At 73.4% G+C, this 14189-nt stretch carries 13 protein-coding genes; 5 read left to right on the top strand and 8 right to left on the bottom strand.

Features of this window, described 5'->3' with window-relative positions:
* Positions 1-19: 19 nt before the first annotated feature.
* The 4 genes from AC2D9U_RS08795 to AC2D9U_RS08780 form a co-directional block, all read right to left on the bottom strand.
* Positions 20-844 carry a carbohydrate ABC transporter permease gene (locus AC2D9U_RS08795; protein ID WP_484748099.1) on the bottom strand — a complete coding sequence of 275 codons (825 nt, stop codon included), beginning with the start codon at positions 842-844 and terminating at the stop codon, positions 20-22.
* A gap of 145 nt (positions 845-989) precedes the next feature.
* Positions 990-1847: a carbohydrate ABC transporter permease gene (locus AC2D9U_RS08790; protein ID WP_484748098.1), complete on the bottom strand. Its 858-nt coding sequence runs from the start codon at positions 1845-1847 to the stop codon at positions 990-992.
* Between the two features lie 34 nt (positions 1848-1881).
* Entirely contained in the window at positions 1882-3114 is a 1233-nt protein-coding gene (locus AC2D9U_RS08785) for an extracellular solute-binding protein (protein WP_484748097.1), read from the bottom strand.
* 121 nt (positions 3115-3235) lie between these two features.
* Positions 3236-4789, bottom strand: coding sequence for a bifunctional metallophosphatase/5'-nucleotidase (locus AC2D9U_RS08780; RefSeq protein WP_484748096.1), 1554 nt, complete (start codon positions 4787-4789; stop codon positions 3236-3238).
* A 154-nt stretch (positions 4790-4943) separates the two neighbouring features.
* On the opposite strand from AC2D9U_RS08780, the gene AC2D9U_RS08775 reads away from it, so the two are divergent.
* From AC2D9U_RS08775 to AC2D9U_RS08765, 3 genes are read left to right on the top strand one after another with little or no spacing between them, the layout of a single operon-like run.
* Complete coding sequence (locus tag AC2D9U_RS08775) at positions 4944-5852, top strand: sulfite exporter TauE/SafE family protein (protein WP_484748095.1); 909 nt, start codon at positions 4944-4946, stop codon at positions 5850-5852.
* Positions 5849-6625, top strand: a complete 777-nt coding sequence (locus tag AC2D9U_RS08770) for a TIGR02186 family protein (protein ID WP_484748094.1) — start codon at positions 5849-5851, stop codon at positions 6623-6625. The genes AC2D9U_RS08775 and AC2D9U_RS08770 overlap by 4 nt, the downstream gene beginning before the upstream one ends.
* A 2-nt stretch (positions 6626-6627) precedes the next feature.
* The gene (locus AC2D9U_RS08765) at positions 6628-7122 is read left to right on the top strand and encodes a universal stress protein (protein WP_484748093.1); all 495 of its coding nucleotides are present in this window, start codon (positions 6628-6630) and stop codon (positions 7120-7122) included.
* A gap of 55 nt (positions 7123-7177) precedes the next feature.
* Here AC2D9U_RS08765 and AC2D9U_RS08760 read toward each other — a convergent pair whose 3' ends face one another.
* The 4 genes from AC2D9U_RS08760 to AC2D9U_RS08745 all read right to left on the bottom strand — a co-directional run bounded on the left by AC2D9U_RS08760 (position 7178) and on the right by AC2D9U_RS08745 (position 11518).
* Positions 7178-8140 (bottom strand): M14 family metallopeptidase, encoded by a 963-nt coding sequence (locus AC2D9U_RS08760; protein ID WP_484748092.1) that lies wholly within the window; start codon positions 8138-8140, stop codon positions 7178-7180.
* Complete coding sequence (gene argE / locus AC2D9U_RS08755; RefSeq protein WP_484748091.1) at positions 8137-9297, bottom strand: acetylornithine deacetylase; 1161 nt, start codon at positions 9295-9297, stop codon at positions 8137-8139. The genes AC2D9U_RS08760 and argE overlap by 4 nt, the downstream gene beginning before the upstream one ends.
* A 61-nt stretch (positions 9298-9358) precedes the next feature.
* Positions 9359-10093, bottom strand: a complete 735-nt coding sequence (locus tag AC2D9U_RS08750) for a DsbA family protein (protein ID WP_484748090.1) — start codon at positions 10091-10093, stop codon at positions 9359-9361.
* Positions 10094-10126: 33 nt separating this feature from the next.
* Positions 10127-11518 carry a M48 family metalloprotease gene (locus AC2D9U_RS08745; protein WP_484748089.1) on the bottom strand — a complete coding sequence of 464 codons (1392 nt, stop codon included), beginning with the start codon at positions 11516-11518 and terminating at the stop codon, positions 10127-10129.
* On the opposite strand from AC2D9U_RS08745, the gene AC2D9U_RS08740 reads away from it, so the two are divergent.
* Positions 11517-12953: a gamma-glutamyltransferase gene (locus tag AC2D9U_RS08740; RefSeq protein WP_484748088.1), complete on the top strand. Its 1437-nt coding sequence runs from the start codon at positions 11517-11519 to the stop codon at positions 12951-12953. The genes AC2D9U_RS08745 and AC2D9U_RS08740 overlap by 2 nt on opposite strands.
* Positions 12950-14119, top strand: a complete 1170-nt coding sequence (locus AC2D9U_RS08735) for a pyridoxal phosphate-dependent aminotransferase (protein ID WP_484748373.1) — start codon at positions 12950-12952, stop codon at positions 14117-14119. The genes AC2D9U_RS08740 and AC2D9U_RS08735 overlap by 4 nt, the downstream gene beginning before the upstream one ends.
* Positions 14120-14189: the final 70 nt, after the last annotated feature.

Here is a 14189-nt window from a genome sequence, read left to right as displayed (position 1 = left end):
GATCTTGCTGCCGCCGCGCTCAGTGCATCCCGCCGGCGAAGCCGCGCGACATGGCGCGATGCACCACGCCGATCAGCGCCAGCACGGGCAAGGAGGCCAGCACGCCGATGGCGGACAGCTGGCCCCAGAGCGTCTCATCCTCGTTGATCCGCGTGGCGATGAAGGTCGGCAGGGTGAAATTCGCCGGCGACTGCACGAAGAGGAAGGCGAAGAGGAACTCGTTCCAGCAGGCGATGGCGACCAGCACGGCCGTGGCGGCGAGGCCTGGTGCGAGCACCGGGACCAGGATGTCGCGCATCACGCGCGGCAGCCGCGCGCCATCGACGCGCGCGGCTTCCTCCAGCGCCAGGGGCACGTCGCGCACGAAGCCCAGCAGCATCCAGATGGCGAAGGGCAGGGCGTAGATCTGGTTCACCAGGATCAGCCCCGCCAGCGTGTCCAGCAGCCCCAGCGTGCGCAGCACCTGGTAGAGCGGCACCGCCAGCACGATCGGCGGCGTCAGCTTCACCAGCAGCACGAAGACCAGGAAGGCCGCGTCGAGCTTGCGGGGAAAGCGCAGCCGCGCCAGCGCATAGGCGGCCGGGAAGGCGGCGAGCAGCGCCAGCATCGTCGCCCCCGCGGTGACGACCAGGCTGTTCAGCGCCGCGCGCCAGACGCGCGCCTCGCCGATGGCGGCGTAATGCGCGAAGGTCGGCTCGCGCGGCAGCAGCGCGGCGGGGGCGGCCATGTACTCGCCCACCGGCTTCACCGAGGTGGCGAGCATCCACACCAGCGGCAGCGCGAAGGCCACCGCCGCCAGCACGGCGAAGAAGATGCGCCACGGCCCGGCCTGCGGCTCGTTCATGTCCACGCCCAAGCATCGGAAGAGGCGGCCGGGGAACCCGGCCGAGGCGCCGAATGGCGCCCGCCGCAAGTGCGGCGCAGCCAAGCGCGCGGAGGCGCGCGCCGGCGACTGAGGGCGGATCGGGCACGATCCGCAGCATGAAGCATCATGCCGGCGGCCGCAGGATCTGGCGCGCATAGAGCGCCGCGAGAAGCCCCGCCACGACCACCATCACCAGCGCCGCGGCACTCGCGAGGCCGATGTCGAAGAAGCGGAAGGCGAGGCGATGCACATGCATCGACAGCGTCTCGGTCGCATTGCCGGGCCCGCCGCCGGTCATGGCATAGACCTTGTCGAACAGCTTGAAGCTGTCCACCGTGCGCATCAGCCCCGCCACCAGCAGATAGGGCGCGAGCAGCGGCAGCGTCACGTCGCGGAAACGCCGCCAGGGCCCCGCGCCATCCATCCGCGCGGCCTCATGCAACTCCGGCGGGATGGCGCGCAGCCCGGCATAGAGGATCAGGAAGCAGAAGGGCGTGGATTGCCACAGATCCGCCAGCGCGATGGAGGGCAGCGCAAGCTGCGGATCGAACAGCCAGGGCACGCCCGGCAGGCCGATGCTGCGCAGCACGGAATTGAGGAAGCCAATGTCGTAGTGGAACCAGGCCCGCCACACCGCGCCCACCACGATGGTCGAGAGCACATAGGGCGCGAGCAGGATCAGCGTGACCAGCCGCCGCCCCGGAAAGGCGCGCTCCATCACCAGGGCCAGCACCAAGCCGAGCAGCAGCTCGCTGATCGTCGCCATCAGCGCGAAGGCGATGGTGTTCCAGGCGGCGCGGCGGAAGGCGCGGCCTTCCGCCAGCTCGACGAAATTCTCGAACCCGATGAAGCGCGCCTCGGCGAAGCCGTGCTCCGTCGCGGTGAAGGAGAGCAGCAGCACCCGCGCCAGCGGATAGAGCGTCAGCAGCGCGAACAGCGCCAGCGCCGGCGCGAGCAGCAGCAGGATCAGGCGAGGCTTCACGGCTGTGCCCGCAAAGCCCCGCCCGTGATCATGCTCAACGCGCCAGCGCCCGCGCGATCTGCCGGTTCGCCTCGGCCAGCGCCTCCTGCGGCGTGGCCTGGCCGATGAGCGCGATCTGCAGCTGCTCGCCCAGGATCGCCTCCACCCGGTTCCACTGCGTGATGCGCGGGCGCGGCTGCGCCACTTCCAGCGCGGCGAGCTGCGCGGGGAACCAGCGGAAGCGCTGCACGAGTTCGGCATCGCTATAGAGCGCGGTCAGCGTCGGCGGGTTGCCGGTCTCGATCGCCATGCGCTTCTGGTTCTCGGCCGAGAGCACGAAGCGGATGAAATCCGCCGCGCGGGCGGCGTTGGGGCTGTCGGCGGCGACGCCGAGCAGCCACGCACCCAGCATCGGCGCCGGGCCGCGCGTCTCGCCCGGCGGCGAGACGAGATTCACCTTGCCCACGACGCGCGAACGGCTGGCATCGTCCAGCGTGCCGGCCCAGCCGGGCCAGAATTCCAGCGCGATGGCGGTGCGGCCCTGCTCGATGGACTGGCGCACCTCATTGGCGTTCCAGGTCTCGACGCCGCGCGGCAGCAGCGGGCGCAGCGAGAGGAAGTATTGCAGCGCCGCCAGCGCCTGCGGGCTATCCAGCGCGGCGCGGCCCTGGGCGTTCACGATCTCACCGCCGAAGGCGCCGAGCACGGGGATGAAGCCGGTGACGATGGGGTTGCCGCGCACGCCGCGGAAGGCGAGCGGCGCGCTGCCCGGCTCGGCCTGCTGCAGCGCGCGGCCGGCCGCGGCCACCTGCGTCCAGGTCGTGGGCGGGGCGATGTTGTGGCGCGCCAGGATCTCGGCGTTGTAGGCGAACATGGCGACGTTGCCGACCATCGGCGCGGCCAGCATCTGCCCGGCTGAGCCGCGCGAGACCGCATCCGCCGAGCGCACGAAGGGCCCGGGCACGCCGCCGAGCTGGTCGAGATTCGCCAGCCAGCCATTGGCCATGAATTCCGGCGCCCAGATGTCGTCCAGCATCACGACATCCAGCGCGCGGGCGCGTTCGCGCGCGTTCAGCGCGATACGCTCATAGAGCGCGCCGCCGGGCAGCTCCAGCCGCTCGATCCGCACGCCCGGATTGCGGGCCTGATAGGCCGTGACCATGGAAGCGAGCGCGGTGCCGAAGGCGGCGTCGCGCCCGGCGATCACCAGCCGGTCCTGCGCTGCGGCAGGGGCGACGGCGGCGAGCAACAGCCCGGCCGCCAGCAAGGTGCGTCGAAGCGAGAACATGGAGCCTCCCCCAAATTGGCCAGAAAATTCTGGTGTCGTGTGCGATCCATACGTCGTCTTGGCGACTTGGCCGTGACGCTAACGGGTCCGCAGCATGACGACTACCCCTGTGCGGCGGCTCCTATCGCGCGCTGATCCGCCCATCCAGGCGCGGCACCCGCAGCTCGCGCGCCATGAAGTCGATCAGCGCATCGTCCAGCGGCGCGCCGGCATCGTAGAATTCCAGCGCGCGGTCGCGCAGCATCACATAGGCGTCGCCGCCATTGCGCAGGAAGTTGTTGGTGACGATGACATAGGTGCCGCCCGGATCGACCGGTCCGGCCTGCCGCCCCTGGGTGATGCGCGCGGCGAGCACGCGCTGCCCGGCCGGCGCCTGCGGCGCATACTCCACCGCGAGCCCAGCCACCTGCGGGAAGGCGCCGGTACCGCTGCGCGCCAGCCCGTGTTCCAGCGCCGCCAGCAGATCCGCCCCGCGCAGCCGCACCGTGGCCAGCGTATTGCCGAAGGGCAGCACGGTCAGGATGTCGCCCAGCGTCACCGCGCCGCCCGGCAGCCCGGCGCGGATCGCCCCGCTATTGGTCAGCGCGAGATCCGCGCTGGGGGTCGCGGCCAGCATCGCCTCGGTCACGAGGTTGCCGATGGCGCATTCCGCCTGGCGGCAGGTGGCGATGTCGAAGGCCCCGCCGGTGCGCCCCGCCGGGCGGGCGCGCAGCGCGGCCATGGGCTGAGCCTGCTCGGCGATGAAGGCGGCCGTGCCGGAATCCTCCGGCAGCCCGGCGCCGAGTTCGCGCAAGCCCGCGCCATGCGCCACGACGCGCCCGCTCGAGTCGAGGTCGAGGTCGAGCACCCCCGCCCAGCGCCCCAGCGCGCCGGCCTGGACGATGCGCACCGGCCGGTCGCGCCCCTCCACCAGCCGGGTCGGGTCCACCATGGTGTGCGAATGCCCGCCCACGATCACGTCGATCCCCGCGACATCCCGCGCCAGGGCAAGGTCGGCGGGGAAGCCGCGATGCGACAGCGCGATGATGGTGATGGGCCCCGCCGCGCGCATCGCCGCGATGGTCCGCAGGGCGGCTTCCTCGGCGCTGGTGAAGCGCAGGTTCGGCCCGGGCGAGGACAGGCTGGGCGTGCTCTCCAGCGCCAGGCCGATCACGCCGATCCGCGCACCGCCGACGTCATAGACCTGGCCCGGCAGCACGCGCCCGGCCAGGGCGGGCTCGGCCGCGGCGTCGAGATTGGCGGCCAGCAGCGGCTGGCCCAGCGCGTCGAGGAAGCGCGCGAGGTTGGCCGGGCCGTGGTTGAACTCATGGTTGCCGGGCACCATCCCCTGCACGCCCCAGCGGCGCAGCACGCCGGCCTCGGTCAGGCCGCGATGCTGGGTGTAGAACAGCGTGCCCTGGAACTGGTCTCCGGCATCGAGGGCGAGGCTCGCGCGCCCCTCGGCGGCGGCCTCGGCGCGGGCGGCGGCGAAGGCCGCCACCAGCCGGGCCGCGCCGCCGAAGCAGGGCCGGCCCTCGCGGCAGGCCGCGCCGGTCGCATCCGCCCCTTCGTGCCGGCTGTGGAAGTCGTTCATGTGCAGCAGCCGCAGCCGATGCGCGGCCTGCGCGCGCGCCGGGCGCAGCGCGGGCGCGGCAAGCAGGAAGGGCAGGCTACGGCGGGAAAGGGTCAGGGTCATCGCGGGCCTCCGGCGGGCGGGATACAGCCGGGCGCGCGCCGTGTCTTGTGCGATCTGATGACGCGGATTGCGCGGGCAACGGGTTGCGGCGCGGGCCTATCGGGCCGATACCGCCCTATTCCCGCCACGGGTGGGATTGAGCATTGGGGCCGGAATGCAGGTCTACCTCCCCATCGCCGAGATGTCGGTCGATGCCCTGTTGCTGCTGGGCATCGGCTTCGGCGTGGGCTGGCTCTCGGGCCTGTTCGGGGTGGGTGGCGGTTTCCTGCTGACGCCCTTGCTGATCCTGATCGGCATCCCCTCGGCGGTCGCGGTCGGTTCGGGCGCGAACCAGACGCTCGGCGCCTCGGTCTCGGGCCTCATGGCGCAGTGGCGGCGCGGCAATGTCGATTTCCGCATGGGCGCGGTGCTGGTGGTGGGCGGCTTCGCCGGTTCCTTCGCGGGCGTGCAGCTCTTCGCCTGGCTCCGGCGCGCCGGGCAGGTCGATCTCGCGGTCGCGATCTTCTACGTCGTCGTGCTCGGCACGGTGGGTGCCCTGATGGTCCGGGAGAGCGTCACGGCCATCCTGCGCCGAAGGCGCGCCCGGCCGGCGCGGCTGCACGAGCATTACTGGGCGCATGGCCTGCCGCTCAAGGTGCGCTTCCGCAAGTCGCGGCTCTACATCTCGGTGCTGCCGCCGCTGGGCATCGGCTTCGGCATCGGCCTGCTTTCCGCCGTGATGGGCGTGGGCGGCGGCTTCATGCTCGTGCCGGCGATGATCTACCTGCTCGGCATGCCGACCGCGGTGGTCATCGGCACCTCGCTGTTCCAGGTGGTCTTCGTCACCGCCAACGTCACCTTCCTGCAGGCCATCCAGGTCGGCTCGGTGGACATCGTGCTGACCCTGCTGCTGCTGGCCGGCGGCGTGGTGGGCGCGCAGTTCGGCGCGGCGATGGGCACGAAGCTGCGCGGCGAGGAGATGCGCGCGCTGCTCGGCGCGCTGGTGCTCTCGGTCGCCGCGGCGCTGCTGTGGGACCTGCTGCGCGAACCCGCCGCCCTGTTCACCATCGGCCCCATCCCGTGAGAGCGCTGGCCCTGCGCAAGAGCCTCGCGCTGCTGGCGGTGCTGCTGGCCCTGTCCGCGCCGGCGCGCGCGCAGCCCGCCGCGCCGCCGGTGCTCGCCGCCGAGCTCTCGACCCAGCGCATCGAGGTCACCACCGCCTTCACCGGGGGCGAGATCCTCGTCTTCGGCGCCACCGAACGCCTGATCGGCCCGCCCGAGCTCGAGGCCTCGGACCAGGTGCTCGTGCTCGCCACCGGCCCCGCGCAATCGCTGGTGGTGCGCGAGAAGGTGCAGACGATGGGCATCTGGATGAACGGCCCCTCGGCGCGCTTCAACCGCGTGCCGGCCTATTGGGCCATCGCCGGCACCGGCCGCGTGGCCGAGCTGCTGAGCCCCGAGGAGCGCGCCGATCTGCGGCTCGGCCTCGATTTGCTGCCGCTGGTCCAGCTCGGCGCGCGCGGCGCGCAATTCCGCCCGGCGCTGGTCGCGCTGAAGCAGAAGGCCGGGCTGTGGGTGGATGAGGCCGTGCCGGTGCAGGTCTCGGGCGGGCGGTTGTTCCATGCGCGGCTGCCGGTGCCCTCCACCGTGGTGACCGGCGAGTATCGCGTGCAGGTGCTGCTGGTGCGCGGCGGGCGCGTGGTGGCGCGGCAGGAGCTGCGCCTGGATATCGTGCGCCACGGCACCGCCGCCTGGATCGCCGATGTCGCGCGCGGCATGCCCGTGCTGTATGGGCTGGCCTGCATCATCCTGGCCGCCTTCGCCGGTTGGCTGGGCAGCGTGCTGTTCCGGAGGTGAGCATGACCGAGACCGCAGAAGCCGCGCAGGCCCGGCGCGACCGGGTGTTCCTGGTGGTGGTCGATGACAGCGCCGAGCAGCGCGTCGCCCTTCGTTATGCCGCGCTGCGCGCGAAGAAATCCGGCGGACGGGTGGCGCTGCTGCGGGTGATCGAGCCCGCCGGCCAGGTCGAATGGGCCGGCGTGGGCGCGATGCTGGCCGAGGAACGGCGCGAGGAGGCCGAGCGCCTGCTCTCGGGCCTGGCCGCGCAGGTGCATGAGATCACCGGCGGCATCCCCATCCTGCTGATCCGCGAGGGCGAGCCGCGCGACGAGCTGCTGGCCCTCATGGTGGAGGACCCGCGCATCTCGATCCTGGTGCTGGCGAGTGCCACGGGCGGGTCGGGCCCCGGCCCGCTGATCCAGGCGCTGACCGGCCGCTATGCCGGCAAGCTCGCCGTGCCGATGACGATCGTGCCCGGCTCGATGAGCGATGCCGAACTGGACAGGGTAACGTGATCTGAACCCTCTCCCCCCGCAGGGGGGAGACGCGACGCCCCCGGCCCGGGCACCCCTATTCGACGAAGCGCGCCAGCCGCACCGCGGTATGCCCGCGCAGCACGCGGGGGCTGGGCATCACCAGCAGGCAATCGTCATGCGGCGTGCGCAGCTCCACCTCCCCATCCAGGGCGATCAGCGTGTTGCGCCGGGGCACCACCTCGCCGCCGCGATATCCGCGCAGGAAGACGAAGCCGCTGCTCTGCGCGGTGACCGTGCGCGTGACGCGCGCCAGCCGCCCGGCCGGCCATTCGCCCGGCGCGGGGGCGGGGCCCGCCACGCCCAGGCAGCGCATCAGCCGCCCCGCCGTCAGCGCCATCTGCGCCTCGGTCTCGGCCTCCCAATGCGGGCCGGCCTCGACCAGCAGGGCGCGCGCGCCTTCGGCGAAATGCGGGTGGTCGATCAGGCGCAGCCCGCCGGCATGGCCCTCATCCGCCACCACCACGCCGGGGCTGCCCAGCGCCGTGCCCAGCATGCGCGCGGCCTCCCCGGGGCCCGCGATCAGCAGCGGGTCGGAAGGCCAGAGCATCGAATGCAGGTCGAGCAGCACATCCGCCTGGCGCAGCACCGGCAGCAGCGCGCGGGCGCGGTCCAGCTCCGCCGAGCGGCGCGGCCCGGCCAGGGTGGCCGGCGCCCAGACGCGGTTCATGTCCTCCTCGAGGAAGCGGCTGGCTGTCGGGTCCTGCGGGTCGAAGCGGTCGAAGGCGGCGAGGTTGGCGAAGGCGAGCGTCAGCCGCCCCGCGAGCGGGCGCAGCCCTTCCTCCAGGTAGCGCAGCAGCAGCGCCGCGCCGGCCACCTCATTGCCATGCACCAGCGCGGTCAGCAGCAGATGCGGCCCCGGCGCGCCGGAATCGAAGCTCCAGACCCCCTCGATCCCGGTATTGCCCCCCCGCCAGCGCCCCAGCTCCGGCCGCGGCACGCGCACGGCGAGGCTCGGCACCTCCGGGTCGGGCGGCAGCACGGCGAGGTGCACCGTCATGCGGCCAGCCGCGCGCCGAGACGGTCGAGGAAGGCGTCGCAGGTCGCGAGTTCGGATTCCGCGATCCATTCCTCCGGCTGATGCGCCTGCGCCAGGTCGCCCGGGCCGCAGACCAGGCTGGCGATGCCGGCCTGCTGGAAGATGCCGGCCTCGGTGCCATAGGGCACGCGCTGGGCCGGCCCGACCGCGCCGCAATCGCGCGCGAGGTCGAGCAGCGGCGCGTCCTCCGCCAGGGCGAGCGGCGGGGCGAGGCAGCGGTCGCGGATCGCGAAGCCGGCCTCGGGCGCGATGGCCTGCAATTCGGGCAGCACCTCGCGCGCCAGGAAATCCCGCAGCAAGGCGAGTTCGACCGCCGCGTCGTCACCGGGGATGGAGCGGATCTCGAAGACGAAATCGGCGCGGTCGGGGACGATGTTGAGGATGCTGCCGGCGCGGAAGGTGCCGGTATGGATCGTGGTGAAGGGTGGGGCGAAGCCGGCCACGCGGCGCCCTTCGCGCGCATGGTGCCGGGCGCGGCGCTTGAGGAAGGAAACCGCCTCGGCCGCCGCCTCCAGCGCATTGGCGGTGCGATGGGTGAGCGAGGAATGGCCGGTGCGGCCGGTGATCGTCACCTCGAAGCTCGCATAGCCCTTGTGCGCGATCACCGGCGCCATGCCGGAGGGCTCGCCCACGATGCACATGGCAGGCGGCGGCGCGTGCTGCGGCAGGGCGGCGACCAGGATCGGCGCGCCGGCGAAGCTCGTTTCTTCATCGTAGGACAGGCACAGATGCACCGGCCGCTTCAGGTCGCGCGCACGCAGCCCCGGCACGGCGGCCATGGCGCAGGCCCAGAAGCCCTTCATGTCCACCGCGCCGCGGCCGATCAGCCGGCCGCCCTCGCGCCGCAGGGTGAAGGGATCGGCCTGCCAGGCCTGGCCCTCCACCGGCACGCAGTCGCTATGCGCGGACAGCGCCACGCCGCCCGCCACGCGCGGGCCGATCACGGCATGCAGCGCGGCCTTGGGCTGGGTCGGGTCGCGCACCAGCACGCTGTCCACGCCCTGCGCGGCCAGCCAGTGCTGCACATACTCGATCAGCGCGAGGTTGCTGCGCGCACTGGTGGTGTCGAATGCCACCAGCCGCGCCAGGATCCCGGCCGAATCGCTCTCCGCTCCCATGCCAAACTGCTCCCCTTGCGGAACAGTCTAGCCGCCGCGCGCATGAGGGCAATCCAAGGGCCTATCGCCCCGCGCGCGCCTCGGCCACCAGCCGCTCGAGCGCCGGCAGGTCAACCGCGCCGGGGATCAGCGACTGGCCGATCACCAGCGCGGGCGTGCCCTCGATGGCCAGCGCCTGGGCGAGGCGGAGGTTGGTGTCGATCCGGCGCTGGATCGCCGGGTCCTCCATGTCGCGGCGCAGGCGCGACCAGTCGAGGCCCACGCGCTCGGCCTGCTGGCGCAGCACGGGTTCCGTGACCTCGCCGCGCAGCGTCATCAGCGCGTCGTAGAGCGGCGCATAGCGCCCCTGCCGGTGCGCGGCGAGCAGGGCGCGCGAGGCCAGCACGCTGGGCGGGCCCAGGATCGGCAGATCCTTCATCACCACGCGCACATTGCGGTCGCGCGCCAGCAGCGCCTCCATCGCCGGGTGCATCTGCTTGCAATAGCCGCAGCGCGCATCGAAGAACTCGACGATGGTGACATCGCCGCGCGGATTGCCCTTCACCGGGTCGGCCGGGTCCTGGAACAGCGCGGCGTGCTGCTGCACCAGCGCGGCGCGCTGCGCCTCCGCCCGCTCACGCCGCTCGGCCTCCTCCATGCCGGTGAGGGCGTCGCGCAGGATGGAGGGATCCTCGCGCAGCGCCTGGCGGAGGATCTGCAGCACCTCCGCGCGCTGCTCGGCGGTCAGCGCCGATTGCGCGAGCGCGCCACCGCCCAGGCCGAGGGCCAGCAACGCCGCCATGATCCACCGCATCATCATCTTCCGTCCTGGGTCATGTCTGGGGCCTCGTCACCGGCGCCGGGCCGGCTGGTTCTCCGGCGCGGCGGCATTGCGCAGATCCTGCGCGCGCGTCCGGTTCACACCGGGCGGCAGCGCCGCCTCGGCGCGCGCCGCCAGCACGCTGGCCGAGCGCGGATCGCCCTGCAGCAGGGCTTCTTCCGCCAAGGCGAGGTCGGCGAGCGGCAACTCGCCCAGCCTGCCATGCGCGATGGCGCGCTGGCGCCAATAGAAGGCGCTTTCGCGCTCCGTGCGCTGCGCCGCGTCCAGCTCCGCCAGCGCGAGGCGCAGCTGTGCGGGCTGGCCGAGCTCGATCAGCACGCGCGCATGGCTGAGCCGGATCAGCCCTTCCTCGGGTGCCAGCCGCGCCGCCTGGGCATAGGCGCCGAGCGCCTCGGCCGGGCGGCCGCCCTGGAACAGGAACTGGCCCTGCAACTCTTGCAGCCAGGGCGAGCGTGGCTGGTCGCGCAGCAGCGGCGCGAGCAGCGCCAGCGCCTCGGGGATTCGGCCCGCGCGGAACTGGCCGATGGCGCGGGCATAGACGGCGGGGGCGGAGGTATCACTCTCCGGATAGCGCCGCAGGGTGATCGCCGGGGCCTCGATGAAGCCGTCCAGCTTGGCGCGCACCATGGCGAAGCTGGCCTCGAGCCCCGCCGGCAGGGGGGCGTCGGCATGGCGCGAGCGCGCGAGATGCTCGCGCACGAAATCCAGCCGGTCGCGCGACAGCGGGTGGGTGCGGAAATAGGGGTCCTGCCGGCCGACGGCCAGCAGCTCCTGCTCCAGCAGGCGCTCGAGCAGCCGCTCCATGCCGCGCGCCGACCAACCGAGTCGGTCGAGATAGCCCACGGCGGCCTGGTCGGCGGCCTGTTCCTGGGCGCGGGTGAAGGCGTAGAACTCGCCCATCGCCATGACCTGCCCGCCCAGCATGCCTGCCGCCAGCGCGCCCGACTGGCCGGTGGCGGCGGCCGCGGCGCCGCCCAGCAGCGTCGCGGCGATGGAGCGCAGCATGGCGGCGCGCATCTCCTCGGGCATGCGCGCCAGATGCCCGCCGGAGATGTGCCCGGTCTCATGCGCCAGCACCCCCGCGAGTTCCCCGGCGCTGCTCGCCTGCTGGATCAGCCCGGTATGGATGAACATGCGGTTGCCGGTCGTGACGAAGGCGTTTATGGCCCGGTTCTGGATAAGCGTGACGCGCACCAGCGCGGGATCCACCCCGGCCGTCCGGAACAGGGGGTGGGAGAGACGGCGGATCAGGTTCTCCGTCTCGGCATCCCGGATGGTGACGATGCGTGGCGGCGCGGACTGCGCCGTCGCCAAGCCAGGGACGAGGGCGGCGAGGACGACCAGCATGACGAGCAGCGCGGACAGGACGGCCCGGAACCGGGGTGAGGGGCGGCGCGGCATGGTTGGCAGGCTAGCCGCTTTCGCCGGCAGGGCGAAGCCCGCCGTGCTGGCGCTGCTGCTGCCGGCCTGCAGCGGGCTGGATTCGACCCTGGGCGGGGGCGGCTCCATCCAGGCGGGGCAGGAGGGCTTCGTGCGCGGCTTCCTCGGCGGCGCCGTGGCCGATGAGCCCCGCGCCGCGCTGGTCGCGCGCAACATGCTCTCCGCCGGCGGAAGTGCCGCCGATGCCGCCACCGCCGCCGGGCTGACGCTGGCCGTCACCCTGCCCTCCCGCGCCGGGCTGGGCGGGGGCGGCGCCTGCCTGATCTACAATCCGCGCCGCAACGCGACCGAGGCGCTGGTCTTCCTGCCCGGCCAGCGGGACGGCACGCCTGGCGCCGATCGCCCGGCCGCCGTGCCGCTGATGGCGCGCGGACTTTTCGCGCTGCAGGCCCGCGCCGGGCGCCGGCCTTTCGAGGAAGTGATCGCCCCGGCCGAGCAGGCGGCGCGACTCGGCGTGGAGGTCAGCCGCGCGCTGGCCACCGACCTTGCCGCGGTCGCCGGCCCGCTGCTGGCGGACCCGGCGGCGGCGGCGATCTTCGCCGGGCCGGGCGGGCAGCCGCTGGCCCTGGGCGCGCAGATGATCCAAGCCGAGCTGGGCGCCACGCTCGGCACGCTGCGCACCGCGGGGGTGGGCGACCTGCACCAGGGCGGGCTGGCGCGCCGGCTGGAGGAAGCCTCGGTGCCGGCGGGCGGCGGACTCACCGTGCCCGTGTTGCGCGCCGCCGTGCCGCAGGTGCTCGCACCCATGCAGGTGACGGTGGGCAACGATGTGGTGAGCTTCCTGCCCGTGCCGGCCGATGGCGGCCTTGCCGCGCTGGCCAGCCTGGGCGCGCTGCAGGCCGGCGCCGCGCCGGCCGCGGCCATGGCGCGCGGCGTCGCCGTCTCGCGCGCCTGGCGGCAGGGCGGGGGCGATCCGGCGGCGCTGCTGGCGGCCGAGGCCCCGGCGGACGTTCCCTGGCCGCTGCTGCCGGCCTCGACCAGCCTGGTGGTGATCGACCGCGAGGGCATGGCCGTGGCCTGCGCCTTCACCATGAACAACCTCTTCGGCACGGGCCGCGTCGCGCCGGGCACGGGCATCCTGCTGGCCGCGGCGCCGGGCCTGGGGCAGGTGCAGCCGCCGCTGCTCTCGGCGGCGATCGCGCACAACCCGAACCTGCGCGGCTTCCGCGCCGCCGTGGCGGGCAGCGGCCAGCATGGCGCGCCGATGGCCGTGGCCGCACCGCTTGTGGCCCTGGCGCAGGGGGCGAGCGCCACCACCGCGGCCGGCGCCGCGCCCGATCCGGGCCGTGCCTCGGTCATTGTCTGCCCGCGCTACCTGCCGAGCACGCCCAGCAGCTGCGAGGCCGCGACCGACCCGCGCGGCGCGGGCCTCGCGGTGGGTGCCGCGGACCGCTGATGTTGAAAGTGGGCCGCGGCGCCGAGGCGCCGCCCTTCCTGGTCATGGACGTCATCGCCGCCGCCAATGCGCGCGCGGCGAGCCTGCCACCCGGCGCGCCGGGCATCCTGCGCATGGAGGTCGGCCAGCCCGGCACCGGCGCCCCGCGCGGCGCCGCCGAGGCCGCGATCCGCGCGCTGCAGGCGGGCGCGCCGATGGGCTATACGGAGGCCTTCGGGCTCGCCTCGCTGCGCGCGCGCATCGCGGCGCACTATGTCGCGAAATACGGCGTGGCCGTGCCACCGGCGCGGATCGCGGTGACGGTCGGCGCCTCGGGCGCCTTTCCGCTGGCCTTCCTGGCGGCCTTCGATGCCGGGGACCGCGTGGCCATGGCCGCGCCCTTCTACCCGCCCTATGCGAACATCCTGACGGCACTCGGCATGGTGCCGCAGCTGCTGCCCTGCGACGCGACCACGCGCTTCCAGCCCACCCTGGCGATGCTCGAGAAGCTGGATCCGCTGCCGGCGGGGCTGATCGTCGCCAGCCCCTGCAACCCGGCCGGCACAATGCTGGCGCCGGAGGAGCTGCGCGCCATCGCGCGCTGGTGCCACGCGAACGGCGTGCGGCTGATCTCGGACGAGATCTATCACGGGCTGAGCTATGGCAGCGTGGCGGAGAGCACGGCCGCCGCCTTCTCCGACAGCGCCGTGGTGGTGAACAGCTTCTCGAAATACTTCTCGATGACGGGCTGGCGCATCGGCTGGCTGGTGCTGCCCGAGGATCTGGTGCGCCCGGTGGAGTGCCTGGCGCAGAACATGTTCATCAGCGCGCCGCATGTGGCCCAGGTGGCCGCCGAGGCCGCCTTCGACTGCGTGCCCGAGCTGGAGGCGAACAAGGCCGGCTATGCCCAGGCCCGTGCGGCGCTGCTGGAAGGCCTGCCGCGCGCGGGCTTCGACCGCATCGCGCAGGCCGATGGCGCCTTCTATCTCTGGTGCGACATCGGCCATCTGACCAATGACAGCCTGGATTTCGCGGCGCGGATGCTGGAAGGCGCGAACATCGCCGCGACCCCCGGCGTGGATTTCGACCGCGAGCGCGGCACGCGCTTCCTGCGCTTCAGCTATTGCGGCCCGCCGGCGCAGATGATGCAGGCGCCAGCGCGGTTGAAGGCGTGGCTGGGGCGTTAGTCGGTTACATGCGGCCCGAAGGGCCGAGCGCCCGAATGGGCGCCGCGGCCTATGCCGCGCAGGCAAGGCG

This window comes from Roseomonas sp. TF40 (assembly GCF_057219975.1).
The sequence above is the reverse complement of the archived record's forward strand: the minus strand, read 5'-3'. Positions and strand labels throughout refer to the sequence as shown.

Bases quoted from the DNA above. Each gene is read 5' to 3' on its own strand.
- AC2D9U_RS08795 (WP_484748099.1), bottom strand. From the start codon at position 844: ATGAACGAGCCGCAGGCCGGGCCGTGGCGCATCTTCTTCGCCGTGCTG.
- AC2D9U_RS08785 (WP_484748097.1), bottom strand. From the start codon at position 3,114: ATGTTCTCGCTTCGACGCACCTTGCTGGCGGCCGGGCTGTTGCTCGCC.
- AC2D9U_RS08780 (WP_484748096.1), bottom strand. From the start codon at position 4,789: ATGACCCTGACCCTTTCCCGCCGTAGCCTGCCCTTCCTGCTTGCCGCG.
- AC2D9U_RS08775 (WP_484748095.1), top strand. From the start codon at position 4,944: ATGCAGGTCTACCTCCCCATCGCCGAGATGTCGGTCGATGCCCTGTTG.
- AC2D9U_RS08765 (WP_484748093.1), top strand. From the start codon at position 6,628: ATGACCGAGACCGCAGAAGCCGCGCAGGCCCGGCGCGACCGGGTGTTC.
- AC2D9U_RS08760 (WP_484748092.1), bottom strand. From the start codon at position 8,140: ATGACGGTGCACCTCGCCGTGCTGCCGCCCGACCCGGAGGTGCCGAGC.
- argE (WP_484748091.1), bottom strand. From the start codon at position 9,297: ATGGGAGCGGAGAGCGATTCGGCCGGGATCCTGGCGCGGCTGGTGGCA.
- AC2D9U_RS08750 (WP_484748090.1), bottom strand. From the start codon at position 10,093: ATGATGCGGTGGATCATGGCGGCGTTGCTGGCCCTCGGCCTGGGCGGT.
- AC2D9U_RS08740 (WP_484748088.1), top strand. From the start codon at position 11,517: ATGGTTGGCAGGCTAGCCGCTTTCGCCGGCAGGGCGAAGCCCGCCGTG.
- AC2D9U_RS08745 (WP_484748089.1), bottom strand. From the start codon at position 11,518: ATGCCGCGCCGCCCCTCACCCCGGTTCCGGGCCGTCCTGTCCGCGCTG.